The sequence below is a fragment of the Sphingomonas crocodyli genome (assembly GCF_004005865.1).
Classification (GTDB): Bacteria; Pseudomonadota; Alphaproteobacteria; order Sphingomonadales; family Sphingomonadaceae; genus Rhizorhabdus; species Rhizorhabdus crocodyli.
The window spans coordinates 224170-249785 of record NZ_SACN01000003.1 but is presented as its reverse complement, the minus strand read 5'-3'; the positions used below and the strand labels follow the sequence as shown (position 1 = coordinate 249785).

The 25616-nt window shown below is 63.8% G+C and carries 24 protein-coding genes; 17 read left to right on the top strand and 7 right to left on the bottom strand.

The features are described 5' to 3' along the window. Positions 1-72: 72 nt before the first annotated feature. The 3 genes from EOD43_RS18755 to EOD43_RS18745 all read right to left on the bottom strand — a co-directional run bounded on the left by EOD43_RS18755 (position 73) and on the right by EOD43_RS18745 (position 2907). On the bottom strand, positions 73-687 hold the full coding sequence (locus tag EOD43_RS18755; RefSeq protein WP_164857342.1) for a recombinase family protein: 615 nt from the start codon (positions 685-687) through the stop codon (positions 73-75). A gap of 14 nt (positions 688-701) precedes the next feature. Beyond that, complete coding sequence (locus EOD43_RS18750) at positions 702-1595, bottom strand: replication initiator protein A (protein WP_127745561.1); 894 nt, start codon at positions 1593-1595, stop codon at positions 702-704. Between the two features lie 505 nt (positions 1596-2100). After that, positions 2101-2907: a helix-turn-helix domain-containing protein gene (locus EOD43_RS18745; RefSeq protein ID WP_164857341.1), complete on the bottom strand. Its 807-nt coding sequence runs from the start codon at positions 2905-2907 to the stop codon at positions 2101-2103. A gap of 981 nt (positions 2908-3888) precedes the next feature. Here EOD43_RS18745 and EOD43_RS18740 point away from each other — a divergent pair. The 14 genes from EOD43_RS18740 (at position 3889) to EOD43_RS18675 (ending at position 17506) form a co-directional block, all read left to right on the top strand. Then, entirely contained in the window at positions 3889-4533 is a 645-nt protein-coding gene (locus tag EOD43_RS18740; RefSeq protein WP_206363597.1) for a lytic transglycosylase domain-containing protein, read from the top strand. 47 nt (positions 4534-4580) lie between these two features. Continuing rightward, positions 4581-4856 carry a TrbC/VirB2 family protein gene (locus EOD43_RS18735; protein ID WP_420822467.1) on the top strand — a complete coding sequence of 92 codons (276 nt, stop codon included), beginning with the start codon at positions 4581-4583 and terminating at the stop codon, positions 4854-4856. Between the two features lie 3 nt (positions 4857-4859). Beyond that, positions 4860-5198, top strand: a complete 339-nt coding sequence (locus EOD43_RS18730) for a VirB3 family type IV secretion system protein (RefSeq protein WP_127745558.1) — start codon at positions 4860-4862, stop codon at positions 5196-5198. Continuing rightward, positions 5195-7624: a VirB4 family type IV secretion/conjugal transfer ATPase gene (locus EOD43_RS18725; RefSeq protein ID WP_420822464.1), complete on the top strand. Its 2430-nt coding sequence runs from the start codon at positions 5195-5197 to the stop codon at positions 7622-7624. The genes EOD43_RS18730 and EOD43_RS18725 overlap by 4 nt, the downstream gene beginning before the upstream one ends. Positions 7625-7689: 65 nt before the next feature. Then, complete coding sequence (locus tag EOD43_RS18720) at positions 7690-8328, top strand: TrbJ/VirB5 family protein (RefSeq protein ID WP_164857340.1); 639 nt, start codon at positions 7690-7692, stop codon at positions 8326-8328. Between the two features lies 1 nt (position 8329). Next, a complete protein-coding gene (locus tag EOD43_RS24270) occupies positions 8330-8566 on the top strand; it encodes an EexN family lipoprotein (RefSeq protein WP_420822463.1) in 237 nt (78 codons plus the stop codon). Between the two features lie 2 nt (positions 8567-8568). After that, on the top strand, positions 8569-9549 hold the full coding sequence (locus tag EOD43_RS18715) for a TrbL/VirB6 family protein (protein WP_127745556.1): 981 nt from the start codon (positions 8569-8571) through the stop codon (positions 9547-9549). Positions 9550-9822: 273 nt separating this feature from the next. Further along, positions 9823-10509, top strand: a complete 687-nt coding sequence (locus EOD43_RS18705; protein ID WP_127745554.1) for a VirB8 family type IV secretion system protein — start codon at positions 9823-9825, stop codon at positions 10507-10509. Next, a complete protein-coding gene (gene virB9 / locus EOD43_RS18700) occupies positions 10506-11348 on the top strand; it encodes a P-type conjugative transfer protein VirB9 (RefSeq protein ID WP_127745553.1) in 843 nt (280 codons plus the stop codon). Before EOD43_RS18705 ends, virB9 begins: the two co-directional genes overlap by 4 nt. Continuing rightward, positions 11345-12538: a type IV secretion system protein VirB10 gene (gene virB10 / locus EOD43_RS18695; protein ID WP_240653352.1), complete on the top strand. Its 1194-nt coding sequence runs from the start codon at positions 11345-11347 to the stop codon at positions 12536-12538. Before virB9 ends, virB10 begins: the two co-directional genes overlap by 4 nt. Position 12539: 1 nt before the next feature. Further along, a complete protein-coding gene (gene virB11 / locus EOD43_RS18690) occupies positions 12540-13568 on the top strand; it encodes a P-type DNA transfer ATPase VirB11 (protein WP_127745552.1) in 1029 nt (342 codons plus the stop codon). Next, positions 13534-15450, top strand: a complete 1917-nt coding sequence (locus EOD43_RS18685) for a type IV secretory system conjugative DNA transfer family protein (protein ID WP_127745551.1) — start codon at positions 13534-13536, stop codon at positions 15448-15450. The genes virB11 and EOD43_RS18685 overlap by 35 nt, the downstream gene beginning before the upstream one ends. Beyond that, entirely contained in the window at positions 15437-16540 is a 1104-nt protein-coding gene (locus tag EOD43_RS18680; protein ID WP_127745550.1) for an LPD7 domain-containing protein, read from the top strand. The genes EOD43_RS18685 and EOD43_RS18680 overlap by 14 nt, the downstream gene beginning before the upstream one ends. A 45-nt stretch (positions 16541-16585) precedes the next feature. Then, positions 16586-17506 carry a HEPN domain-containing protein gene (locus EOD43_RS18675; RefSeq protein WP_127745549.1) on the top strand — a complete coding sequence of 307 codons (921 nt, stop codon included), beginning with the start codon at positions 16586-16588 and terminating at the stop codon, positions 17504-17506. A gap of 19 nt (positions 17507-17525) precedes the next feature. On the opposite strand, the gene EOD43_RS23760 is transcribed toward EOD43_RS18675, so the two are convergent. Next, positions 17526-17684 (bottom strand): hypothetical protein, encoded by a 159-nt coding sequence (locus EOD43_RS23760; RefSeq protein WP_164857338.1) that lies wholly within the window; start codon positions 17682-17684, stop codon positions 17526-17528. A gap of 560 nt (positions 17685-18244) precedes the next feature. On the opposite strand from EOD43_RS23760, the gene EOD43_RS18670 reads away from it, so the two are divergent. Both EOD43_RS18670 and EOD43_RS18665 read left to right on the top strand, forming a co-directional pair. Then, entirely contained in the window at positions 18245-18721 is a 477-nt protein-coding gene (locus EOD43_RS18670; protein WP_164857337.1) for an Hsp20 family protein, read from the top strand. A 414-nt stretch (positions 18722-19135) separates the two neighbouring features. After that, positions 19136-20761, top strand: a complete 1626-nt coding sequence (locus EOD43_RS18665) for a flavin-containing monooxygenase (protein ID WP_127745548.1) — start codon at positions 19136-19138, stop codon at positions 20759-20761. 59 nt (positions 20762-20820) lie between these two features. On the opposite strand, the gene EOD43_RS18660 is transcribed toward EOD43_RS18665, so the two are convergent. The 3 genes from EOD43_RS18660 to groES form a co-directional block, all read right to left on the bottom strand. After that, a complete protein-coding gene (locus tag EOD43_RS18660) occupies positions 20821-22740 on the bottom strand; it encodes a flavin-containing monooxygenase (protein WP_164857336.1) in 1920 nt (639 codons plus the stop codon). A 124-nt stretch (positions 22741-22864) separates the two neighbouring features. Continuing rightward, positions 22865-24484: a chaperonin GroEL gene (gene groL / locus EOD43_RS18655; RefSeq protein ID WP_127745546.1), complete on the bottom strand. Its 1620-nt coding sequence runs from the start codon at positions 24482-24484 to the stop codon at positions 22865-22867. 38 nt (positions 24485-24522) lie between these two features. Beyond that, entirely contained in the window at positions 24523-24837 is a 315-nt protein-coding gene (gene groES, locus EOD43_RS18650) for a co-chaperone GroES (RefSeq protein ID WP_127745545.1), read from the bottom strand. Positions 24838-25303: 466 nt separating this feature from the next. Between groES and EOD43_RS18645 the strand changes: the two genes are divergently transcribed. After that, positions 25304-25573, top strand: a complete 270-nt coding sequence (locus EOD43_RS18645; protein ID WP_127745801.1) for an usg protein — start codon at positions 25304-25306, stop codon at positions 25571-25573. Positions 25574-25616 lie beyond the last annotated feature (43 nt).

The window sequence follows — 25616 nt, the reverse complement described above, 5'->3', positions numbered from 1 at the left end:
GGGCACTTCGCAACCGCTATGTCGCCACTTCGAGGGTTTAGGGGTTCCAGTCCGAACACGCACCGTGACCCGCTAGCCGTCTGCCGGCGGCTCGGACGCGATATTGGCGGCCGCACGCTCCATTCTGCGACGGAAGTTCCACAGCGTCTGACGTGTCACACCGAAACGCTGCGCGATGTCGGCGACCGATATCTCAGCCGCGATCAGGGCTTCGATCTCGGGCCAATGCTCGTCGCGCAGCCGGCGCGGGGGTCCGAGCGCATTTCCCTCGTCGCGGCGCCGGGCGAGGCTGTCGTGCGCGCGCTCGCTCACCAACGCACTTTGAGCCCGTGCGAGCGCCATAAGGGTCGGCCGCGCTCCGTCCTGATTGCTGGTGTCGAGGCCGTCGTCGAGGACGCGCAGCTCGGCGCCGATATCGAATATGCGCTCGATGAGGGCAGCGATGTCGACCAGACTGTGGCCAAGGCGGTCGAGGCTGGTGAGAAAGAGCGATCCACCGCTTCGCAGCGCGTCAAGCGCCTGTTCGCGCGCTGTGTAAGCCTGGCCGCGGTCACCGGAATCGGCGACTTCGACAAAGATCGGATCGCAGCCGGCCTGGGCGAGCGCGATGCGTTGCGCCTCGAGGCTGAGGCCGAGGCCGCCACTACGCGCATAGCCGATCTTCTGGCTGATCCGATCCCCCGTCACGCCTGGGCCTATCGTCAGGCCGCGTCGTCGCCGCGCTTATGGATGAGCTTGCGCCGGCGGGCGGCATCGGGACGAGCATCGAAGCGGATCGAGGTTTCGAGGCGTGGACGCCCGCCTTTGGGGGAGGGGAGCTTCTCCTCGATGATCTCGAGGAAATATTCGGGCAGCGTGTCGCTGTCCGAAATCCGCCGAAGCTCCTTCTTGAAATATTCGAGACCGCGTCCGTCGGTCGAGCATCCGACCCGGGCGGCGAGCGCTTCGATCCCGATGATATAGCCGTTGCCGTCCTGGCAATTGAACATCGCCAGTTCGTAGAGCCGGCGCTCGATCGGACCGAGCTTGAAGAAATCGAGATGATAGGCGGCGATCCGGCGGTCGGTCAGGATCGCCCGATACAGCCAGTCGCAGACCATGACCTCGATCGCCTTGACCCGGCGTTCGCCATTGCGGTCGCGGGTATGCTTGATCTCATATTTGAGCACCCACGAGAAGGCGCCCTCATGGCCCTCGCCGCCGGTCTCGACATTGGTGATGATCTGGGTGCCCTGCAGCCGCTGGAGCGAGGCGCGCAACGATGAATAGGACCGCGCCGAGGCGTTTGTGTCGGTCACGCGGAACAGATCGTTGGCTGTGAAGGTGAGGCACTGCTCGACTTTTTCGCCGCGCTCCATCCGCTCGACCATGAGGCTGGCGATGTAGAGCAGGATCTCTTTGTCGTAGATCGTGGCGATACCGTCGCTGCCGGGATTGATCTGGATCCGGACATCGTCCGATTCGAAGATCATCGGCTTCATCTGTTTCTTCTTGGCCAACGCAAAGAAGGGAAACTCAGCCACGGTCTGTTCGCCCTGGACGTCGCCAAATAGCGGACTGTCCAGCTTGAAAAGATCGCCTTGATTGAGGGACACCGCGTCCATCATGGTCCTCGCCTGAGTCTCGACGCCAAGCTTGTGGTGTGCGGATCGGCATGTCCACCCCTGGGCCGACGAGGCGGGGGTTTTCCGGGTAAAAGCACGAAGATTAGTCGCGGGCCGCTCGCTGGAATCGTCAAAGCCGGGCACAGCGCCCGAAAAGCGGGGCTTTGGCCTGCCTCCTCGCACGCGATTGGCCCCTCGGACGCCCGATCGATCGTGCTTTCACATGGAAAACCGGGCGTGATTCGCCTGGCCTTGCCGGTGATCGGGATTTGACTTGGAAAACCCCGGAACCGGCTTTGTGATCGCGACCAGGCCCACCAAACGCTGTCGGACGGGCTGCGGTCGAGCCTTTGAGCGCTGCCCAAATCGCTTGCTCCCATCGGGGAGCATCGCACCGGCATAGCCGGGGCGTCCCGCACTTGTGGGGAGTCTCGGGTGAGGTTTGCTCGGGTTGGCTTCGGGCTTGGGGGGCCGTTAGGCGTGACGCGTTGGCCGACTAGGCCAACTCACTTGGTGCTTGTTTAATAGACTCGTGGAGCGGTGGCGTATTCTTTTGAGACTCACGCTCCCAGTGCTGATCGAGCGCGGCGCCGAGGCGGGCCAGCATAGCGCCCAGATCGCCGCCGACGACCGCTTTGGCATAGTCGCGGGCATTAAGGCTCTGGAGCATCGTGGCGGTTTCGGTCAGGCGGTCCGCTTCGCGCTGGAGCTGATCGTCGGGAACGGGGATCGGCCGCATCCAGCGCGGCAGCGCGGATACGAGCTTCTGGGCGAAGACCGGGCAATAGGCGTTGGACGTCTGCTTGCGGCGGGGTCCGGGGGCCGCATCCTCGACGCGCACGAAGCGCCTCTGGCACATCAGAAACCCCGCGGCGACGAGTTGCTTGAGCGCGCGCGCGATCGTCGCGCGGCCAAGGCCGGTGTCATGCGCGAGCTTGTCATAGGACGGATAGACCGCGCCTTTGCAGGTGCGCCAGTAGACGAGCAGCCGTTCCATGACCTCGACCGCGCCCAGCGTGAGGGTCGTGGCAGCGCGCTCGGCGGGATCCAGGGGACGCCCCTCGGCACGCGCCGCGCGGGCGGCGCGCTTTCCTTCGACGGCGTAAGCCTTGACCGCCTTGAGCAGCCGGTCAGCTTCGCCCTTGCCGGGCACGCGGAAGAAACTGTCCTCGAAGGTCCCGGCCTCGAGGCTGCCACGCAGCACCGGCTGTCGCGTACGATGCAGCCCGCTATGCGCGCGGCCGGGCTTTCGGGCATTGCCGATGACGATCGTCATCGCTTCGCTCAGGGTAAGCGCCGTCATCACGTCCTCCATTGCGAAGGCCGTCACCGGGCAAAAAGTCTCCGTGGCGCGAAGCGCGCATCCTTGATCACGATGGTCAGACGGGCTATGAAGGCAGTCGCTTCGAGACGACGGTTCGCGCTTGCCGGCGCGTGCCTCTTAGAGCCTATCTGGGATGCCCGGCCTTCGTGCCGGGTTTCCTTTTATCGGGCCACGACCGTCCTTTCCTTGGGTTGATCATGCCGCGCCGCCGCCCGGGAGACCGGGTGAGGGCAGGGGACCATGCCGGCCGATCCGGCGCGGCGGCGAACAGAAGGGCCCGGCTGCGGCGTCATGCGCAGGGTCGGCTGGCGACGACAGGCGATGATCGGCATAGCGGATCCTTTAGCGTTGCGACGGGCAGCGCCCGCTGACCGGCTGGGCGGATCGGGTCCGCAGGGCCGGGGCGGGCGGAGTTCCGCCAATCGGCAATGTCCGCGATTGGTTAAGACCGGCAAAGCATTCTGATTCGTGCTTTCGTGCGGGAAACCCGCCGCCAGATTCGTGCTTTCACGCGGAAAAGCACCCGAAATGACTCGAACAAGCGCAGCCAAGCTGCCGCGATTGTTACAGAAACATGTTCGAATGCGGGATCGGACCGGGAACAGACGCAGATGGCTGTGCGAGCGCACGCGATGTTGAGACGCTGTGTGAGGTCATTCGTGCTTTCACATGGAAAACCCCCCGTCGGGGACCGCGACCCATGACGACCGGCGCGATATCGCACTGAGCTGATTCGAAATTATTGTCCGAAAAAAGCCCTGTGCGCGTCCCGGCTGCGCCAATTCGCGCGCGTCTTGATCATGTCAAATAAACCATGTTATGGTCCATTTGACATTCGGAGCTTGACATGGACGTCACCCATATCGGCATTACCGGAACGACGATCGGGGCGGAAGCCGCGCTGTCGTACGCCATGCCCGATCGGTCCCCTGCCTGGCGCCCGCTCGGGAAGCGGCGCGCATGATGCTGTCGATCTCGGCAGCCGCGGCGCTCGCCTTCCAGTGCGCCCCGACGGTCGCGCCCGAGACCCTGCTGTCGGTCGCTCATGCCGAGAGCGAGCTCGACACGCTCGCGATCGGGGTCAATCGCGGACCTGCGGCGCCGCGCGCGACCAGCGAGGCCGAGGCGGCGCGCATCGCGCGGGCGCTGATCGCGAAGGGCTATAGCGTCGACCTGGGGATCGCGCAGATCAACAGCCGCAACCTCGGCTGGCTCGGGCTGAGCGTCGAGGACGCGTTTGACGCCTGCGAGAATTTCGCCGCCGCGGCACGCGTGCTGGGAGATGCTTTTGCCGCGACCTCGCGTGCCGGCGGTGCTGACCCGCTGGGGCGTGCGCTCTCGCGCTATAATAGCGGCAATGATCGGCGCGGCTTCGCCAACGGCTATGTCGGGCGGGTCTATCGCGCGGCGCGCCGGATCGTGCCCGCGCTCGATGCGCCGGCGGCCGAACCGCTATCTTATGTCACGCCGCCGGCGTCGCTGAGCCCGCCCCCGCTCGCGGATCTGCCGGCGCCGGCGCGCGAGGCTGAGCCTTTAGCGGCCAGCTGGGACGTGTTCGCCCGCAGTTCGCACTCACCGCTCATCGTCTTTGGAGGCTCACAATGAGACACGCCGCATCCGCACTGCGCTCGCTCAGGCCTGCTGATCGGACGATGCTGTGGCTTGGCGCGATCGTGATGCTGGGTCTGATCGTGCCCGATGCCGCCTTCGCGCAAGGCACCGATGGCATCACATCGATGGCGCAAAATATCCTCGACTGGCTCCAGGGGAGCTTTGCCAAGACCGTCGCGACCATCGCGGTGATCATCGTCGGCTTCATGTTCTTCACCGGGCGCGCATCGCTCAATCTGTTCGTCACCGTCATCATCGGCATCTTCATCGTGTTCAGCGCGGGTTGGATCGTCGACCAGATCACGGGCGGCGCCTGAGCGATGCGTGGCCTGTCCGAGCCGCTGGTCGAGGACATATTGTTCCTCGCGGTCACGCGCCCGGCGATGTGGCTCGGCGCGCCGCTCGAGGCCGCCCTTCCGATCGCGTTTGCGGGCGTGCTGATGCTGCTGGTCTCGGGCAATCCGCTCTATGCGGCCGGTTTTGGCGTCGCGGCCTTCGCGGCGGCGCGGCTGGTCGTGCGGCATGATCCCAATGCCTTTCGGCTGATGATGCTGTGGATCGGCACCAAGGCGCGCTGCCGCAATCGCGCGGTCTGGGGTGGAAGCTCCTATTCCCCGCTCCCGACCGCGGGCACGCGTCGCGCGGGGTTCGCCCGATGATGGCCCTGAGATCCGAAAAGGCGGCGCGCGCAGTGCTGCGCCGCGAACAGGATCCGACGCGCTTCCTCCCGTTTGCCCGCCACGTCGACCGGCACATCATCGCGCTCGACGATCGCAGCCTGATGATCAGCTTCCAGCTCGACGGGGTCGCGTTCGAGACGAGCGACCCGCAGGATCTCAACGCCTGGCACGAAAAGCTCAACGCGCTGTGGCGCAATCTCGCCGACGAGCGGCTCGCGGTGTGGACCCACCACATCAGGCGCGTCGACGATCAATATCCTGGCGGGCAATTCCGTTCGGATTTCGCGCGGGCGCTCGACGCTGCCTATCGTGACCGGATCGGGGCGCGGCCACTCTTCCTCAACGAGCTGTTCGTGACCTTGGTGATGCGGCCGGCGGCCGGCGGCGCCGATCAGGTCGCCGACCTGATGCGCCGGCTGTCGCGCGCGGCTGCGACATCGGCCGAGACCGATCCCGATGCGGTGCGCCGGATCGAGGAAAAGGCGCGTGACTTTGAAAAGCTGCTTGCAGCGTGCCGACCGCGGCGGCTTGGCGTGTATGAGCGGCACGGACTGGCCTTTTCCGAACCGCTCGAAATGCTCGAGCAGGTGATGACCGGCCGACGGCTGCCCGTGCCCCTGGTCGCGGGGCATCTGGGATCGGCGCTCTACAGTTCGCGCGCGATTTTCGGGGCCGAGGTGATCGAGATCCGGTCGGCGGACCGATCGAGCTTTGCCGGCATGTTCGGCATCCGCGAATATCCGGCCGCCACACGGCCCGCGCAGCTGGCCGGGCTGCTGCGGCTGGCGTGCCCGCTCATCGTCAGCCAGTCCTTCACTTTTCTCGGCAAGGCGGCCGCCGCTGAGCGCTTCCGGCGCCGACAGAACCAGATGTATTCGACCGAGGATGTGGCCGAGAGCCAGGCCGACCAGCTGTCCTATGCGGCTGACGATCTGGCGAGCAATCGCTTCGTGCTGGGCGATCACCACTTCTCGCTGGCGCTGTTTGCGCCCACGCTGCGCGCGCTCAACGACCATATGTCCCACGCGCGCGCAGCGCTTGCCGATGCCGGCATGGTCGCCGCGCGCGAGGGACCGGCGCTCGAGGCCGCCTACTGGTCGCAGCTTCCGGGCAATTTCGCGTGGCGATCGCGGCCGGCCGCGATCACGTCGCGCAATTTCGCGGCCTTGTCGCCCTTCCACACCTATCCCGCCGGGCGCGCGCGCGGCAATCACTGGGGACAGGCGGTGGCTTTGCTCAAGACGAGCGCGGGATCGCCTTATTATTTCAACTTCCACAAGGACGATGTCGGCCACACGCTGATCGTGGGCCCGTCGGGGAGCGGCAAGACCGTCATCCAGAACTTCCTGATGGCGCAGCTGGAAAAGCTCGCGTCCCGGCAGATCTTCATCGACAAGGATCGCGGAGCCGAGATCTTCGTGCGCGCGAGCGGGGGCACCTATCTGGCGCTCGCCAACGGCGCGCCGACGGGCTTCGCGCCCTTGAAGGCGCTCGCCGCCACCCCGGCCGACCGCGCTTTCGCGCGCCGCTTCGTGCGGATGCTGGTTGCCGCGAGCGAGGGGATGCTCACCCCTGCCGAGGATAGGATGATCGACGAGGGGCTGGCGGCGCTGTCGCGACTGCCGGCGCCCGCGCGCACGCTGACCGCGCTGCGCGCGGTGCTCGGGCAGAGCGACGCCGCCGGTATCGGCGCGAGGCTCGAGCGCTGGTGCGCGGGCGGGGCGCTGGGATGGGTGTTCGACAATGACGAGGACACGCTCGGCTTCGACGCGCGCTTCGTCGGCTTCGACATGACCGACTTTCTCGACAATGCCGAGATCCGCGGCCCCCTGATGGCCTATATGTTTCACCGCATCGACGCGCTGCTCGGCGAGGAGGCGCAGGCCGATCGCGCGGCGCGCACCGTGATCGATGTCGACGAGTTCTGGAAGGCACTGGGTGATGAGGCGTTCCGCGCCTTTGCCCAGGACGGGTTGCGCACGTTCCGCAAACGCAACGCCTTCCTCGTGCTGGGCACGCAGAGCCCAGCCGAAGCCATAAGCTCCCCGATCGCGAGCGCGATCATCGAGCAGGTCGCCACCCAGATATTGCTGCCAAATCCGCGCGGCCGCGCCGAGGACTATATCGATGGGCTGGGGCTTACCGCCGCCGAGTTTCGCCTGATCCGGGAGGAGCTGCAGCCCGAGAGCCGCCGGTTCCTGGTCAAGCAGGGGCACGACGCGATCGTGGTCGAGCTCGATCTGGGCGGCATGGACGACGCGCTGGCGCTGCTGTCGGGACGCAGCGAGACGCTTCCGATCCTCGAGGCCGCGCGCGCCGCAGCGGGCGACGACCCGACGGCCTGGTTGCCCGAGTTCCAACGGCTGCGCCGCGCGCGCGGCCTCCACCGAGGAGATGTGGGGTGAAACCAATCGGACTGGTGATAGCGACAGTTTTGCTCGGTACCGGATCGCAGGCGCCTGGCCAGGGCATGGCCGTGTTCGACGCGTCGACCTATGCGCAGACGCTTGCGACCGTGCGCAACACATTGTCGCTGATCGAGCAGGGCCGTGAGCAGCTCACCGAAGCGCAGCGTCTCTATGCGAGCATGAACCGGCTGACCGACGTCAACAGCTATGGCGCGGTGCTCAACCTCGATGCGGTGCGCAACCTGCTCCCGCCCGAGGCACGCGACATCGACAAGCTGGTCAAAGGCGACGGCGGCGGCGGGGATTTGAGTGCGCGTGCCGAGCGCATCCTGCGCGACGCCGATCTTGACCCGGGTGCGACCATCCCGACCGAGGTCGACAGCGCCTATCGCGCCGCGCTTGAGGCGGCCGGCCGCAAGAGCGCGACCGCCGCGGCGATCGCGGATACCGCCTTCGATGTCTCAACCCGGCGAACCGAGGGGCTCGAAGATCTGCGGCAAAGGCTCGATGTCGCTACTGATGCGAAAGCGGTCGCCGACCTCCAGGCGCGGATCGCGGTCGAAACCGCGCACATCCAGAACGACCAGAACAAACTCGAGGCCATCGCGCTGCGCCGGGCCGCCCAGCAGGAGCTCGATCTGCGGGCGGATGATGCGCGCCGAAGCCGTGACCTCGAAGCAAGTTTAGGTGGGAGCCGTTGAGATGCTCGCTGGGAGGGAAGCAACGTTGTTGGTTATGCTAATAGCATACCTGTCAGGATGTTCGCGAACGCCGGCTCCGCCGCATAATTCATTATATTATGATGCGCATCCGGACGCGCGAGCGAAAATGCTCCAGCTCTGTGCTCAGGATCAGAGCCAAGAGGACATGTTAGGCTGCATTGCCGCGCAAGAGTCTCAGCGCAGCGCCGATCTCGAGCAATCGCTCGGCAGGCGGTGAAAATGGCGATGGACTTTTTCAGCATCGCATACGGAAGCCTCGACGCGACGCTTTCTGATTTCCTCAGCGACCGCCTTCCTCAGGTGATCGATGAAGTTCGGCAACCACTCGGCGTCGGGCTGGCAATCTACTTGGTGTTTGTGGGCTACGCCGTTCTTCGAGGGTTGATCGACGAACCGTGGCGCGAGTGGTTCTATCGCATCCTTAAACTATCCCTTGTCTGGGTCGCTGTCAGTAGCGCCGGATATAATGCATGGATAGTTCAACCTCTATCCGTGGATGCTCCGAACGCGATCACCACAGCTATATCGGGAGAATCGGTAGAAAACGCAGGCGGAACATTTGACAGCTTTTTTCTGCGAAGTGATAGCATAACTCAAAAGCTCGACCGATATAGTCGGACCTTCGCACCGCTGAACCCATATAAGCTTGTTATTTATGCGGCGGGGCTTCTTGTCTGGCTTCTGACCGGCCTTGCAGCCACGATCGGCTTCGCGATCACCATCTTCGCCAAGCTGGCCTTGGCGATCATCGTATCGCTCGGGCCGATCTTCATCGCGCTAACCCTCTTCAACAGCACACGGGGCTTGTTCGTCGGGTTCCTCAACCAGGCATTCAACTATATTCTCCTGATCGGGATCATCGCGGCGATGACCGGGCTCGTGATGAGTCTGGGAAGCGCGGCGGAGGCCAGCGCCACAGCCGCCCAGGATCCGGTGTTCGGCTCGATCATCTTCGACATCTATGTGCTGCTGGGGAGCATTTTCTTCTTTCAGGCGCCGTCGATCGCGGCGGGCATTGCCGGCGGAGCAGCGGCCGGGGCCGCCGATTTCGCGCGGCAAGCTATCCTGACCGGTCGGGGCGGCGGCGGCATCAAGCGCGACATGGGCGCCGATGCCGGGCGGATCTATCGCCTGGCACGCTGGGCGGCAGGGCAAAAACCCGCTTCCAGTGTCAACAGCATCAAACCGCAGGAGCGCTAGGATGCGAAAGCCTTTCCTTATTCTGGCCCTGATGGCGTTTGGCGCGTCGAGTGCGACCGCTCCGGCCTGGTCGGCGGAAAAGCCCAAGCTGCCACGTTGTGATGGCGGCGAGCGACGCGATGCCAATCCGTATGGGAGCGTGCTACCAGGTGCACCCAGGCCCGCCGTGACGATGCCGCCCCAAGCCGGCAAACCCGTCGCGGCGTATCTCCCTGCGAAGAGGGGAGTGGGGCGGACGCGTTCGCAACACTATCCAAGCTGTTGAGCGGCGCGATGGCCGAGGGCATCCCGTCGCGCGACCTCGAGCGCTACTTCGCCGAAGCGCGTAGCTGGGACCAGGACCGCATCCGGTCAGCCTACCGGTCGCGCAAACTTGCGTGGATCGTGGCCGGCATTGCTGGCACGCTTGCGACCGCGGCGGTGGCGGCTGTCGTCGCGCTGGCACCGCTCAAGACGGTCGAGCCGTTCGTGATCACCGTCGATCGCACAACGGGTGCCACCCAGGTCGCGACCGCGATCACGGGCGAAAAGCCGCTCAGCTACGATGAGGCCGTCTCGAAATTCTTCCTCGCTCAATATGTGCGCGCCCGCGAGGGGTGGATCCCGGCGGCGGCACGCGAGAATTTCAACAGCGTCGCCATCCTGTCGGATCCCAACGAGCAGGCACGCTGGCAGCGCGCCTTTGACGCGACCAACCCCGCCAGCCCCCAGACGATGTTCGGCGCGCGAGCCTCGGCGCAGGTCACGGTCCGCAGCATCACCTTCGTTAATCCCAAGATCGCGCAGGTCCGCTTCACCCGAATGGTGCAGCCCGATCTGGGCGACGCGGTCTCCACCAACTGGATCGCGACGATCAGCTTTAGCTACAGTGCCGCGCCGATGGCGGAAGGCGATCGCTTCCGCAATCCGCTTGGTTTCCAGGTTTCGAGCTACCGGGCCGACCCCGAGGCAATCCAATGATCCGCCCTTTTGTCATCGCGCTGCTGATCGCGGCCAGCACGCCGGTCTTTTCGGCCGAGACGCCGCACCCTGGCACCGCGGATCCGCGGATTACCTGGGTCAATTATAATCCGGCCCAAGTCTACCGCGTGGTCGGCACGTTCCGCAGCGCGACCCAGGTGCTGTTCGGCCCTGGCGAAGAGATCGCCCATGTGGCGCTGGGTGATACGATATCGTGGGAGGTTGCTCCGGCTGGCAACATCCTCTTCATCAAGCCGCGCGAGCGGGCGGGGCCCACCAATCTCATCGTGACCACACGGCGCGAGGGCGAAGTCCGCAACTATCAATTCGAACTGGTCGCGCGCTCGGGGGGCATTTCGGTCGCAACGCCGAACACCTTCTTCCAGATCGGCTTCCGCTATCCGCAGGATGAGGCACGCCGCGCGGCACTCGTGCAAGCGCAGAAGCTCGTCGCGCTCGAGCGCGGCGCGATCCGGCTCGCGCTCGACCACGGCGCGGTAACCGGCCCAAGGAATATGGCTTACACGGTGCAGGGCGCGAGCGCGCTCCAGCCCTCCGAGGTCTCGGATAACGGGCAGTTCACGGTCCTGCGCTTTCCAAATCGCCAGGAGTTGCCCGCGATCTTCGTGGTGGCTCCCGACGGCAGCGAGAGCCTCGTCCCTTACGACGTCCGCGACGATTTCGTCGTCATTCACCAGATCGCGCGCGAGTTTCGCCTGCGACGCGGCCGGATCGTGCTGTGCATCTACAATGAGGGGCCGGCAACGTACGGGATCGACCATCACACTGCGACGGCATCCCCCGATGTCGACCGCTCCCTCAAGCAGGAGCCGCGATGATGGCGGGGGAACGGCAGCGCGACGTGGCCGGAACATCCGCGCCGACGCGCGATGCGACCCCGGCAGTCGCCGACATCGATCGCGGCGCGATCGGTTCGATCGGGGACAATACGCGCACCAATCTTATGCGGGGCGGGGCCTTTGCGGCCGTCGCCGCCGTGGTGGGCGTGTTCTTCATCACCCAATCGGGGCCGGGCAGGGGGGATGGCCGCACTCAGGCCGAAAAGCGCGCCGAAGCGACCCCGGTCAAGGCGGTCGTCGATTATGCGCAGGTGATGGCCCACGACGCCGCCGATCCCCGACTTGTCGCAGGGGAGGCAAATGGGCGCGCGCCGCAGTTGAGCGACGTTATTGCGTCGAACCCGCAGGTACCGGCGATCACGCCATCGGGTTCGGAAGCATCTCAGGACGATCGCACGCCGCAACGTTCGGCCGGTCAGATCATGGCCGACGCGAAACGTCGCGCACCCCTGATCGCCTTCGGCGGCGGTCAGGCCCATGACAGGCAAGGCGACAGACCCGGCGAACCTCCTTCATCCTCGCCAGTATCCGCAGAGGGCGACGCGACCGATCTCGACCGCCTCCGGCGCCAGTCTTCCGTCAAAATAGCGCGTGCCTCGATGCTCGGCGATCGCGATACATTGGTCACCGCCGGCACCTTGCTGCCGTGCGTGCTCCAGAGCGCGATCAACTCGACCCAGCCCGGTTATACGAGTTGCACGATCCCGCGCGACATCTTCTCCGATAATGGCAATGTCATCGTCATGGAGAAGGGCACACGGGTGCTCGGCGAATATCGCGGCGGGATCTCGCAAGGTCAGAACCGGCTCTTCATCCTATGGACGCGCGCGGTTACGCCGAGCGGCGTTGCGATCGATCTGGCCTCGCCCGCGTCGGATGCGCTCGGGCGCAGCGGTGTGCCCGGCACCATCGACAGCCATTTCTGGGATCGGTTCGGTGGTGCGCTTCTGCTCTCGCTGATCGACGACGGCATGCAGGTGGCGGGTCAGGCGCTGGCCGATCGCGGATCGAACACGACCCAGGTGCCCAGCGATGCCGCCGGGGTGGCGCTACAGAACAGCGTCGGCATCAAGCCCGTGCTGCGCAAGAATCAGGGCGAGGACGTCGGCATCTTCGTCGCGCAGGATTTCGACTTTGCCCACGTTTATGGCCTGCGATTGAAGCGTTAAGATGCGCGCGTCAGACACATCGCTGCTGCGCCACCATCTGGCTCCGCTACAGCCGCTACTCGCGCGCGAGGGAGTGAGCGAGCTGGTCATCAACCGGCCGTTCGAGATCGGCATAGAGATGGCGACCGGCTGGGACTGGATCAAGAGCGCCGAGCTCGATAGCGACTGGCTGATGACGTTGGCGCGCAGCGCCGCGGCGGTAACCCGCCAGGACATTGCTGATACCAGCCCGATCTGTTCGACGATCCTTCCGGGCGGCGAGCGCGTCCAGATCGTCGTGCCGCCCGTCGTTCCCGCGGAGACGGTGTCGCTCACGATCCGCAAACCTTCGACAGTCGACAAATCGCTCGAAGACTATGCCGCGAGCGGTCTGTTCGAGGCGACGCGCATAGCATGCGAGGCGCTACCCGCGCTCGACGAGGAACTGCTCTCCCTGCGCGATAAGGGGCTCTGGCTCGACTTCTTCGCGCTCGCTGTCGAGGGGCGCAAAAACATCCTGGTCAGCGGGGCGACCGGTTCGGGCAAGACGTCTTTCAGCAAAAGCCTCATCCAACATATCCCGGCGCACGAGCGCATCCTCACGATCGAGGATACGCGCGAGCTGACCGTCCCGCACCGTAATGTCGTCCATATGACCTATGCCAAGGACGGGCAGGGGCTGGCGAAGGTCGGAGCCAAGGCGCTCCTCGAAAGCGCGCTCAGGATGCGCCCCGATCGTATCCTTCTTCAGGAGCTGCGCGACGGCACGGCCTTCTTCTATCTGCGCAACGTCAATTCGGGCCATCCCGGCTCGATCACGACGGTGCACGCCAACTCGGCTGCCGCGGCGTTCGAACAGCTGACCTTGCTGGTCAAGGAATCGGAGGGCGGGCGCGATCTGGCACGCGACGACATCAGGGGCATGCTCCACACGCTCGTCGATATCGTCGTCCAGCTGCGTCGGTTCGAGCCGCGCGATGGCGAGCCTGCCCGCTACCGGATGACGGAGGTCTATTATGACCCTGTTCGGTCAAGCCGCGCCCAGGGCTAAGCTCGCGCTCGCACTGGCCGGCGCCATCGTGCTGGTGCTCGCGATCCTTGCCGCCGGCGCGCTGGTCGCCCTGTTCGGGCTGGGCCAGATTAGCCCGAACATGCGGATCGAGCGGGTGCCGGCCTTTTTCTACCATTATCGCGCCGACCCGACCGTGCGCGGCTGGCTGATGCGCGGAATGATGCTCTCGGGGGCAGCGGCGGCGATCGGCGTTGGAATGCTCGTGCGGCGCCGCGCGTCGCTCCACGGCGACGCCCGCTTCGCGCGCGAGACCGAGCTCAGGCGCGAGGGCCTCAGGTCCACGACCGGCATCCTGCTGGGACGCAAAAGCGGGCGCTACCTCATCTTCGGCGGCAGCGAGCATGTTCTGCTCGAGGCGCCGACCCGCAGCGGCAAGGGCGTCGGCGTCGTCATCCCGAACCTCCTCAACTGGAAGGATTCGGTCGTGGTCCTCGATGTGAAGAAGGAGAATTGGGACCTGACCGCGGGCTTCCGCGCGCGCCAGGGCCAGCAGGTCTTGCTGTTCGACCCGCTCGACCCGGGATGCCGGACCGCGCGCTATAATCCGCTTGGTTATATCGACCGCGATAACCCGATCGAGGTCATCAACGAGCTCCAGAAGGTCGCGGTGATGCTGTTCCCGTCGCCCGAGCGAGGAGACCCCTTCTGGATCGACGCCTCGCGGATCGGGTTCATCGGTATCGGCGGGGTGGTCGCGGCGACCGCCGACCTGCCGTTCACGATCGGCGAGATCTACCGCCAGCTCACCAATGGCGACCCCAAGGTGCGGCTTCCCCGGCTGCTACGCGAGCGCGACGAGGCCGGGGCACCTTTGTCGGCCGCGTGCGCGAGCGCGATCACGGACTTCACTTCGGCGTCGGACAACACGTTCGCCTCGATCAAGCAGACGATCACCAGCCGGCTTAATCTCTGGCTCAACCCCTATGTCGATGATGCAACCTCCGAGAGCGATTTCGACCTGCGCGATCTGCGCCGGCGGCGGCTGTCGATCTATCTGGGGGTGTCGCCCGACAATCTCGACCGGATCGCACCGCTCTACAATCTGTTCTTCCAGCAGCTGGTCGACCTCAACACGCGCGAGCATGCGGTGGCCCGCGCGCCGGTCGAGGTCCTCGTCCTGCTCGACGAGTTTGCGCGTCTCGGCCGCGCGACCACGATCGCGAGCAGCATCGCCTATATCGCGACCTATGGTCTGAGGTTGCTCCTCGTCATCCAGAGCCGCGCGCAGTTGCGCGCGCTCTATGGTCCCGACGAAGCCGAGACGATCGTCACCAATTGCGGGGTCGAGATCGCGTTTACCCCCAAGGAGCTTCGCGTCGCCAACGATCTGTCGGAGCGGCTCGGTTATTATACGATCAAGGCGATCTCGAAGAGCCGGACGATCCACGGCCTCATCGCCAACCGCTCGCAATCGGAATCGGACCAGCGCCGCGCGCTGATGCTGCCGCAGGAGCTGATGCAGATGCCGCGCGGCGACATGCTGATCCTGCGCGGCGGCATTCCACCGATCCGGGCGAGCAAGATCCTTTATTATCAGCGCGCGGACTTCACGCGAAGGCTGGCTGACGCGCCGGTTCTGGCGCCACGCGATCTCAAGCCGATCCCCCGTTTTGTGGAAGGGAAAAATGTCTCCGACGGCGTGGCGGCGACGCGCAGGGAGGAAGAGATGAGTCCCGATATCATGGCCGGCGACAGGCAGCTGTTAATCAACGCCGACGATCTCAATGCCGATGTGGTCGAACTGATCGAGACCGACCGGATCGATGGCGACCGCGCGACGCAGATCGTCTGTGCCACAATCGCGCAGCAGCTCGGCATCGTGGAACTGGCGAGCGGAGGCGACGATCATGAGCGAAACTGATGATCACATCGACGGCAATGCGGTCCAGCCGGATCCGCAGGGGAAAATCTGTTCGCAACGCAAAGGCGATCTGCCGCCCACGGTTGCCGCGCGCTATTTTGCCGAGGAGCGTGGTCTCAGGCGCGACTGGCACCTGTTCGAGGCGGCGCGCGACAGAAAACCTGCGATCCGAGACCTGGGAAACCGCCTGATCCAGACCGGACAGAGCGAGGCGGTGGTTCGTGATCTGGTCGAGATCGCCGCCCACCGCGGCTGGGACCGTATCCGCGTCGAAGGCTCGGCAAGTTTCCAGCGTCTGGTCGAGCGTGAAGCAGAGAGGCGAGGGATCATTGTCGATCGTCCGCGCGCCGCGATACCGGCACGCGGCGCGGTCCATGACGAGCTTTTGTCCGCCGACCGTCGCCCCGCATATCGCCGGCAGGCTGACGGACCCGAGACTGATTTTCGCAAAGGGGTACAGGGTGTGGTGACCGCGATCGGGGAGGCGGTCTACCAGAACAAGCCCGGCCGCCGCCCGAGCCCGGTGGTCGATCTTCGCCTCGCAGACGGCAGCACCAGCCGTGCGTGGGGGGCGGCGCTTCCCCAGGCGCTTGCGCAGGCCAAGGTGACAATCGGCGACGAAATTGTCCTGCGACAGGAGCCGGCAGAACCAGGAAGGGGAGCCCGGCGTCGCTGGATCGCGCTGCCTGTCCGTGAGCGAGCCACGGAAAGCAGCCGGCAGTCCGAAGAGGCTCGTGAGAGCCTGGGAAATCGCTTCCGCCGATTGAGCCCTCAGGACCGCGCGCGCGACCCGGAACTGCGGGGAGCCCAATCGCAGTTAGTCGCCGCCAGAGCGCTCGCCGCAGCCTATATGAAGCAGGATCCGGTCGGCGCGGCGGTCGTCGGCGCGCGTCTGCAGGAGGCGATTATCGCGTCGCTCGACAAAGGGCGGCGCTTCGAGGTGGCCCGCACGAGGCCGCGATCCGGTGGCGAGGAGGAGCTCGTACTTCCGCAAACCCGGGAACGCGAAGGACCGCCTGCCGGGCGCCCGACGGCCAAGGCCCAACATCCCGAAATCACCAAGGTACGCGATCGTGGCCGGCGGCGCTGAAATCGGCGGGATGACGCTACGAGTCCGGCTTGCTAGGCTGTTTCCATGAAGACCGACCTCGATCATCTTCCTGCAGCCAAGCAGCGTGAACTCGAGCGGGTCGTCCAGATCCTGTTCGAGGAGTTTGACGACGCGCTCGGCGAAGCGAAAGCAGGCTGGCGCAAGAAGGGCAGGGTGCTTAAGGTCATCTTGTACGGAAGCTACGCGCGCGGTGGTTGGGTCGACGAGCCCCACACGGCCAAGGGCTATCAGTCGGATTACGACCTCCTCGTGATCGTCAACGACAAGAGGCTGACCGACCGTGTCACCTATTGGTCGAAGCTCGACGAGAGGCTCATCCGCGAGGTGTCGGTCACGAAAACGCTGCGCACGCCGGTCAATCTGATCGTGCACACCCTTCAGGAGGTGAATGACGGTCTCGCCCACGGCCGCTACTTCTTCATGGACGTCGCCCGCGACGGGATTGCTCTCTATCAATCGGATGACACTGAGCTTCACGAGCCTCGCCCCAAGACGCCAGAGCAGGCGCTGGCTATGGCGCAAGAATACTACGACGAATGGTTTCCAAGTGGCATTGTCTACCTAAACACCGCTCGCTCGCTGGTCACCCAAGGAAGAACAAAGGAGCCAGCCTTCATCTTACATCAAGCGGCAGAACGTCTTTACCATTGTGTCCTCCTCGTTTGTACTTTTTACACGCCTCACGTTCACAATTTGGGTTTCTTGCGCTCGCAAGCTGAACGCGTAAACTCACGACTTGTCGACGTTTGGCCAGCCGGACGGCGTGAGCGAGCAATGTTCGAGAAGCTCAAAGAGGCGTACGTGAAGGCGCGATACTCCAAGCATTACCGGATCACCGCAGAAGAGCTCAGCTGGCTAGCCGAACGGATTGAGGATTTGGGCGCGGCGGTGCAGGAGGTCTGCCTCGGCCGGATTTCGGAAATGAAGAAAGTGGTAACCGGCTGATCTTGTCCAGCATATGCTGTCAGACGGGCGGGAGGTCTTTCAAAGTCGCGCTCAAGATGGCGGCTAGCGCATCTTCGGCACGCGTGCGGATGGCTTCATCTTTTGAGGTCAGATCCTGCCGAAGCCACTCGGGTAGCTGGGCAATTTTTTCCTGCAGCCGTCGATTGATGTCAGCCATGTGAGGCCCATGCCTCGCTGCCAAACGTCATGCAAGAAGAATGGCCGGAAAGGGGCCGATTTCCGACTGGCAGCTTTCAGACGGACACAGGTGAAGGCGGACCATCGTTTCTTGGATGCCATCATGGCGCCGAGCGGAGACTGGATGTGTCAGCGCACGCCAAACTGTGATCTACCCAAGCGAGGATCTGGGGATCATTGCGCGAGGATCAGCATGGGGTGAGCATGCTCGACCTCCGGCGCGGAGAATATGCGCGCAACAAGCTTGCCTCGGTGCTTGGCGCAGCCGGTGCGAAAGATAGGGTTTTCACGCGGCGCCCTCCGCACCAGCTATCGATTGAGCAGCGAGCGGGAGAATCACCTTCGTCGTGCGGGGCCTAGCTACCAATATGAGATCCACGATCCGCCAAAAAATCTGCAGGAGACAGGAGAGCGGATCTTGACCTGCTGAAAAGCGAAATTATCTCGCCGCCGCCGGGTGCCGAAAGGGCTCGGTCGCGAGAGGGCGCTGGCTCTTTCCAGCGCTTTTCATGCTCAGATTGCTCATCGGAGGATTTGACTGTGAGAACCAATTTTGATTTTGCACCTTATCGCCGCTCGACTGTCGGCTTTGACCGCCTTTTCGATATGCTCGAGGGAAATGTGCGCAACGAGTTGGGCGATCCGTATCCGCCTTTCGATCTCGAAAAAATCGATAATGACAGCTTCCGGATCACGCTGGCCCTGGCTGGCTTTTCACCGGACGAGGTCGAAATTACCGCGGAGCAGAATCAGCTGGTCGTCGTTGGGCGCAAGCGCGACGAGGCCGGCACGAGCGAGCGCTATCTTCACCGGGGCATCGCCGCCCGGCCGTTCGAGCGACGGTTCCAGCTTGCAGACTTTATCGAGGTGCGGTCGGCGACCTTCGAAAATGGTTTGCTGACTATAGCGCTGAAGCGCGAAATTCCGGAGGCGATGAAGCCGCGCAAGATCGAGATCGGTGCCCCGGCAAACGACGGCGGTCGTCTTCCGCAGATCAAGCAGCAGGCTGAAGCCTGATCCAACCGCCGGCGACGCGCAAACGTCGCCGGCCCTTGGCTGTAGTTCATAGTCCAATGACCGATGTTGATAGGGTAACGGACCGTTCGCCTCGCAGCGCGCCTGTCCGTCGCCGACCGCCCGATTGGCTCATCGCCCCGCATCTGCGCCAGCATCATTCTGGTGTCGACGCCCGGCACCTCTTCGCAGGTCGGCACAGCGTGAGCGATAGCCACGATCGCGATCGTCCCGAGCGGTCGGCCCGGGTTCCATTTCCCGACTGGAAAGACGGTAGCGGCAGGCCACTATTTACTTTGCTCGGGCCGCCTCATCGCCGACGTGATGGCGGGCCGGCGGGGTAGGGGTCGATCACCCGTCGGCGCGGACTGAGGCGAAGGCTGTATGAGAGTGATGATCAACGATTAGGGATGAAAGATGCAACGTTTCGATGCGATCGTGGTCGGCGCAGGCTTTGCGGGCATGCACATGCTGGTCAAGCTGCGTGAGATGGGTCTGAGCGCGCTGGTGATCGAACGCGGCAGCGACGTTGGCGGCACTTGGTACTGGAACCGCTATCCGGGCGCGCGCTGCGACGTGCCGTCGATGGACTATTCGGTGCCGTGGGACGACGAACTCGATCAGGAATGGAACTGGACCGAGCGTTACGCCGCCCAGCCCGAAATCCTGACCTACGCGCTCCACCTCGCCGATCGCCACGATCTGCGCCGCGATATCAAGTTCAACGCGTCGGTGAACAAGGCCGACTGGAACGAAGACAGCAAGACCTGGACGGTCGGCACCGACACCGGCGACACCTATGAAGCGCGCTTCTTCATCAGCGGCGCGGGTGCCCTGTCCGAACCGAACCTGCCCGATATTCCAGGCATCAAGAGCTTCAAGGGCGAGCTTTATCACACCGGCCGCTGGCCGCGTGACAAGGTGGCGCTGAAGGGCAAGCGCATCGCCGTGCTGGGCACCGGATCGACCGGGGTCCAGGCGTCGACCGCGATCGCCAAGGAAGCCGAGCATCTCTACGTGCTGCAGCGGACCGCGCAATACAGCCTGCCGTGCCTCACGCCGCCGCTGTCGGACGAGGAGATCGCGAAGCGCAAGGCGATCTATCCCGCGCACCGCGAATGGCAGCGCAACAGTTTTGCCGCGACCTGGTCTGATGTCGGAACCCCCTTCGCGATGACGGCGGCGGAGCACACGCCCGAACAGCGCCTCGCCAATATGGAGAAGTGCTGGGCATCGGGGACGGCGGCGCTCGTCGGCGTCTATGCCGACGTGTCAACCAATGCCGAAACCGCGCAGGAAGTGTCGGACTTCGTCCGCAACAAGATCCGCCAGACGGTCAAGGATCCGGTCACGGCCGAGCGCCTGTGCCCCAAGCAGGGCACCTATATCGGTACCCGCCGCATCATCATCGACACCGGCTATTACCAGATCTTCAACCAGCCCAACGTGACGCTGGTCGACATCACCGAGGATCCGATCGTCGAGATCACCGATACGGGCGTGAAGCTGAAGAGCGGCACGTTCCACGAACTCGACATGCTCGTCGTCGCGACCGGATATGACGCCGTCACCGGGCCGCTTCTGTCGATGAACATTACCGGCAAGGACGGGCTGGAATTGCGCGAAGCGTGGAAGGATGGCCCGCACACCTATATGGGCCTGGCCGTCGCCGGCTTCCCGAACCTGTTTACGATCACCGGCCCGAGCAGCCCGGGCGTTCTTGCCAACGTGATCTTCTCGATTGACCAGCACGTCCAGTGGATCGCCGGCGTTCTCGAGCATATGCGCAAGATCGACGCGGTCGAGATCGACACGACCGAGGCGGCGCAGAACGAATGGGCGATGCACGCCGCCGAAACCTATTCGCGGGCGCTGCGCATCCACGACGACCAGAACTGGTATCTGGGCACGAACATCCCGGGCAAGCCGCGTTCGGTGCTCGTCTACCAGGGTGGCCTGGGCTTCTATAAGACCAAGTGCGACGAGATCGCTGCCGACAATTATCGCGGCTTCGTGTTCGAGCGCGAGAAGGCGGCGGCCTGAGCGGGCGGGGCCTGCGCCCCGCCTAAAACTTCAACCGCTTTTTAACTGACGTGGGCCTTTCAGTCTGGCCGAGTGCCGCGCGGCGTCAATTGGCCGCTTACCGTCAGATCGTCCCACACAGGCGTGCTGCACAGCTTGTGATAATAAGGTGCGTAGAAGGGCGAGTTCACCTGCAGGCGCATGTGCTCGGTATTGACGTAGTAGTTCTTACCGACGCCGCCGACCTCATTCATCGAGATGAGCTTGCTCGCTTCCTCGTCCAGCTCGGCATTGTAGCGATCGAACGCGTCCTGCTTGACGTCGACCTGGGCGTGCCCGGTCTCGAGCATCTTGATGATGCACTGGGTCGCATAGGAGCACCAGATCGCGAACCACACCGGCTGGGCGGGGCCGCCCGACACCGGCTGCGAGTTCGGGCCGTAGAGCGTCCACAGGTTCGGGAAGCCCGGGTTCATCATGCCGACATAAGCGCGCGGGCCATCACCCTCGTCCCACTTCTGGTGGAGGTCGACACCGTCCTTGCCGATATAGCGGGCCGGCCACAGATATTTGACGACATCGAAGCCGGTCGCGGTGACGAACAAGTCGGCCTCGTAGATCTTGCCGTCCGCGGTCTCGATGCCTTCGGGCACGAGCCGCTTGATCGGCGTGGTGACCAGTTCGACGTTCGGCTGGGTCAGCGCCTTGTACCAGCCATTGTCGACGATCGGACGGCGCGAAAAGGGCGCGTAATCGGGCATGACCTTGTCGATCAGATCCTGCCGCCCGCCGAGCTGGTGGCTCATATAGGCGGTCAGATCCCTGCGGATCTGGTCGTTCGCCTCGCTGACGATGCCGCCTTTGGCCTGCCATTCGGGATCGACCTGCATCAGGCCGTGCGTTTCGAACAGACCCGACGTCGCGCTGTAGCGCCACCAGTTCCAGTAGCCGGGAAGATTGTGGACGAGCCACTGCACTTCGGGCTCCATCGCCTCGCCATATTTCTCACGCGGCATCATCCACTGCGCGGTGCGCTGGAAGACGGTGACCTGGCTGCCTTCGCGGGCGAGCGCACCGAGCATCTGGATGCCGGTCGACCCCTGGCCGACCGTCGCGATCTTCTTGCCCTTCAGGTCGACATCGTCCTTCCACAAGGCGGTGTGGACGATCTCGCCCTTGAAGTTCTCCTGCCCTTCCCAGTCGACGACCTTCGGGGTCGCGAACAGGCCGGCGCACGAGATGATCGCATTGGCATCTTCCTTCAGCACGCCATCGGGCGTGTCGAATTCGAGCTTCCACACGTTGCGATCGTCGTCCCAGGTGGCCTTCTTCAGGTCATGTTCGAAGCGGGTCTTGTCGAACACGCCGCGCTTCTTCGACACCTTGCGCAGATATTCGCGCACCTCGGCGCCGCGGCCGAAATATTCGGACCATTCGTGATCGCGTTCGAACAGGAATTCGTAGGTGATCGAGATCGTGTCGACGCGGACGTCGGGATAGCGGTTGATGTTCCACACGCCGCCCGGGTCCTTGCGGCGCTCGTACACCGTGTAGGGGATGCCGAGATTGTCGAGCTGGACGCCGGTGCCGATGCCCGCGAAGCCGCTGCCGATCACCGCAACCTTGAAGCCTTCGGGGATCTCCGGCTTCCCGTTGGTCCAATCGACCATATACGGGAATTCCTTGAACCCGGTCAGGTCGCGGCGGAGGTTGAACTCCATCTCGCCGTTCGGAATGCCGGTGACCATGTCCATCATCCGGCGCAGATCGGCTTCGGCCGGCTCTTCCAGATTGGCGGGACCGGCATTCTTTTCGAGCCACGCAGCCGCCTTGTCGGCAAGCCATGCCTTCTGCTCGGGACTCATCTTGGCGCCGACGGGGAGAGCCGCGAACGCTTCGTCACGGGTGATGTGGAACATCGCCAGCTTGACCGCATTCAGATCCGCCAGCTCCACCGCGCGCCGGATATAGGCGGCGTCCTTCTTCGCTTCGTGCTCCACGAACTGACCTCGGATAGGGAGATGTGGACATACGGCACCTTCGCCTGCCGTGCGCCGCATCTATGTTTGAAGATGAAGGGCTGAGAGGATGCCGGAGCCGCGTGACCCCGGCATCCCTGCCATCTTAATATTCGGCCGGCACAGCTGAGCCGGACTTCTCGTCCTTCGGCGCTTCGGCAACGAGCGCCTCGGTCGTAATGAGAAGCGACGCTACCGAGGCTGCATCCTGCAGCGCGGTGCGCACCACCTTTGCCGGATCGATCACGCCGGCCTGGACGAGGTCGCCATATTCGCCGGTCGCCGCGTTGAAGCCCCAGCTATAATCGGAGGATTCGAGCAGCTTTCCGACGATGTAGGATCCGTCCTCGCCAGCATTTTCAGCGATCTGCCGGGCCGGCGCGCGCAGAGCGCGCCGGATGATATCGATGCCCGACTGCTGATCATCATTGGCGGCTTTCAGCCCGTCGAGCGCCTTGAGCGCCCGTAGCAGAGAAATGCCCCCACCAGGCAGGATACCCTCTTCGACGGCTGCGCGGGTGGCATGGAGAGCATCGTCGACGCGATCCTTCTTTTCTTTGACCTCAACCTCGGTCGCGCCGCCGACGCGGATGACGGCGACGCCCCCTGCAAGCTTGGCCAGTCGCTCCTGAAGCTTCTCGCGATCATAGTCACTGGTCGTGCTATCGATCTGCTGACGCAGTTGCGCGACCCGGTTATCGATATCGGCTTTGACACCGACGCCATCGATGATCGTGCTATTATCCTTGTCGATCGTGACCTTCTTCGCGCGGCCGAGCATATCGATCGTGACATTCTCAAGCTTGGTGCCAAGCTCTTCGCTGACCACCTCCCCGCCGGTCAGAATGGCGATATCTTCAAGCATCGCCTTGCGGCGATCGCCGAAGCCCGGCGCCTTGACAGCAGCCACCTTGAGACCGCCTCGCAGCTTGTTAACGACCAGTGTCGCCAGAGCTTCCCCTTCGACGTCCTCGGCGATGATCAGAAGCGGGCGACCCGACTGAACCACCTTCTCGAGGAGGGGGACCATGGGCTGCAAATTGGCAAGCTTCTTTTCGTGAAGGAGGATGAAGGGCTCGTCGAGCTCGACTTTGAGCTTTTCGGCATTGGTGATGAAATAAGGCGACAAATAGCCTCGATCGAACTGCATACCGTCGACCGTCTCGAGTTCGGTCTGCAGGCTCTTGGCCTCCTCGACCGTAATCACGCCTTCATTGCCGACCTTTTCCATTGCCTCGGCAAGGATGCTGCCGACTTCGGCATCGCCGTTGGCCGAGATCGTCGCGACCTGCGCAATCTCGCTGTTCGCGCTGACCTTCTTGGCGTGGGCTTCGAGATCCCTGATAACGGCACCGACCGCCAGATCGATCCCGCGCTTGAGGTCCATCGGGTTCATTCCCGCCGCGACGGCCTTCGAGCCTTCGCGCACGATGGCCTGGGCGAGAACGGTCGCGGTCGTCGTGCCGTCACCCGCCTTGTCATTCTGCTTATTCGCGACCTCGCGCAACATCTGCGCGCCCATATTCTCGAACTTATCGGCAAGTTCGATCTCCTTGGCGACGGTGACGCCGTCCTTGGTGATGCGCGGAGCGCCGAAGCTCTTCTCGATGACCACGTTGCGGCCTTTGGGGCCCAGGGTGACCTTCACCGCATTGGCGAGAGTGTCGACGCCGCGCAGCATGCGGTCGCGCGCATCCGAAGCGAATTTGACTTCCTTCGCAGCCATGAGGGCTAAACTCCTTTCATTCCTGACTGATGGTGGGGTCAGGCCGCCTGCCTGAGATTGGCCACGGTTTCGATCACGCCGAGGATGTCGCTCTCTTTCATGATGAGCAGGTCCTCGCCGTTGATCTTGACCTCGGTTCCGGACCATTTGCCGAACAGGATGTGGTCACCGGCCTTCACAGCCAGTTCGACCAGCTGGCCATGCTCGTCGCGCACGCCGGTACCGACGGCGACGACCTCTCCCTCCTGCGGCTTCTCTCTGGCGTTGTTAGGAATGATGATGCCGCCCGAGGTCTTCTCCTCGGCTTCGACGCGGCGGACGACCACACGGTCGTGCAAGGGGCGGAAATGCATGCATAACCTCCGTTTGCAAAACAGGTTGAATCGCGCCTGCTGGCCCTTTTTGCAGCAGGCGGGTGCCAGCTAATGCGGGTCGATTTTCCGTTCAAGACAGGGAACGAAAAATTTTGGCACTCGGCATGATAGAGTGCCAATCTCCATGACAAGGCACATCGCAGAGTCTTGACGGATCGGCCGACGCAGCCCAGATTTTCCTTGCGATCGACATGATCGCGAAGCGACCAACGAAAGGAGGATGGCGTGTCGCAGCCCGAACCCAAACCTGTCATCTTTTTCGCAACGCGCCGCGCGGGACCGAGCCACGAACCCGAAGTAGATCATGCCATTCGGCGCGCACGACAGGGTAAATCGACCCAATCCAAGACTGACGGAGCTCCACCCGGCCCGCCTACTATGGTCATTCGGATCCACTTCGCTTTGCCATCAAGTCGGCCAGCCGATGAGCCAAGTGTCCATTGAAATGGTCGATCACACATTTCTCAGGCAGCTTCAGGGCTATGGCCTGACCACGGCGGAAATTCATTTCCATCGACCCGATGCTCCATCGCTGCTGCAGCTTTTCGTCTGGCAGCAATATGATCTGGCGCCCGACTTTCCCGTCCTGTTCGATTTTCTCGACTTTTGGCGCAGGGAAATTGATGCCGCTCTCCATTCGGTACGGATCGCGCACGATCAAATGGTTCAGCCGCGCGAATGGCTTGCGGTTGATGGGATCATATCGCTGCACTAAGCCCCGAGCGGGGCTACAGATTCAATCGTCTGGGTGAAGCTTT

What these genes read in the sequence shown, in the direction of transcription:
- EOD43_RS18745 (WP_164857341.1), bottom strand. Translation starts at nt 2,907, where the DNA reads ATGACGGCGCTTACCCTGAGCGAAGCGATGACGATCGTCATCGGCAAT.
- EOD43_RS18740 (WP_206363597.1), top strand. Translation starts at nt 3,889, where the DNA reads ATGATGCTGTCGATCTCGGCAGCCGCGGCGCTCGCCTTCCAGTGCGCC.
- EOD43_RS18735 (WP_420822467.1), top strand. Translation starts at nt 4,581, where the DNA reads ATGCTGTGGCTTGGCGCGATCGTGATGCTGGGTCTGATCGTGCCCGAT.
- EOD43_RS18730 (WP_127745558.1), top strand. Translation starts at nt 4,860, where the DNA reads ATGCGTGGCCTGTCCGAGCCGCTGGTCGAGGACATATTGTTCCTCGCG.
- EOD43_RS18725 (WP_420822464.1), top strand. Translation starts at nt 5,195, where the DNA reads ATGATGGCCCTGAGATCCGAAAAGGCGGCGCGCGCAGTGCTGCGCCGC.
- EOD43_RS18720 (WP_164857340.1), top strand. Translation starts at nt 7,690, where the DNA reads ATGGCCGTGTTCGACGCGTCGACCTATGCGCAGACGCTTGCGACCGTG.
- EOD43_RS24270 (WP_420822463.1), top strand. Translation starts at nt 8,330, where the DNA reads ATGCTCGCTGGGAGGGAAGCAACGTTGTTGGTTATGCTAATAGCATAC.
- EOD43_RS18715 (WP_127745556.1), top strand. Translation starts at nt 8,569, where the DNA reads ATGGCGATGGACTTTTTCAGCATCGCATACGGAAGCCTCGACGCGACG.
- EOD43_RS18705 (WP_127745554.1), top strand. Translation starts at nt 9,823, where the DNA reads ATGGCCGAGGGCATCCCGTCGCGCGACCTCGAGCGCTACTTCGCCGAA.
- virB9 (WP_127745553.1), top strand. Translation starts at nt 10,506, where the DNA reads ATGATCCGCCCTTTTGTCATCGCGCTGCTGATCGCGGCCAGCACGCCG.
- virB10 (WP_240653352.1), top strand. Translation starts at nt 11,345, where the DNA reads ATGATGGCGGGGGAACGGCAGCGCGACGTGGCCGGAACATCCGCGCCG.
- virB11 (WP_127745552.1), top strand. Translation starts at nt 12,540, where the DNA reads ATGCGCGCGTCAGACACATCGCTGCTGCGCCACCATCTGGCTCCGCTA.
- EOD43_RS18685 (WP_127745551.1), top strand. Translation starts at nt 13,534, where the DNA reads ATGACCCTGTTCGGTCAAGCCGCGCCCAGGGCTAAGCTCGCGCTCGCA.
- EOD43_RS18680 (WP_127745550.1), top strand. Translation starts at nt 15,437, where the DNA reads ATGAGCGAAACTGATGATCACATCGACGGCAATGCGGTCCAGCCGGAT.
- EOD43_RS18675 (WP_127745549.1), top strand. Translation starts at nt 16,586, where the DNA reads ATGAAGACCGACCTCGATCATCTTCCTGCAGCCAAGCAGCGTGAACTC.
- EOD43_RS23760 (WP_164857338.1), bottom strand. Translation starts at nt 17,684, where the DNA reads ATGGCTGACATCAATCGACGGCTGCAGGAAAAAATTGCCCAGCTACCC.
- EOD43_RS18665 (WP_127745548.1), top strand. Translation starts at nt 19,136, where the DNA reads ATGCAACGTTTCGATGCGATCGTGGTCGGCGCAGGCTTTGCGGGCATG.
- groL (WP_127745546.1), bottom strand. Translation starts at nt 24,484, where the DNA reads ATGGCTGCGAAGGAAGTCAAATTCGCTTCGGATGCGCGCGACCGCATG.
- groES (WP_127745545.1), bottom strand. Translation starts at nt 24,837, where the DNA reads ATGCATTTCCGCCCCTTGCACGACCGTGTGGTCGTCCGCCGCGTCGAA.
- EOD43_RS18645 (WP_127745801.1), top strand. Translation starts at nt 25,304, where the DNA reads ATGGTCGATCACACATTTCTCAGGCAGCTTCAGGGCTATGGCCTGACC.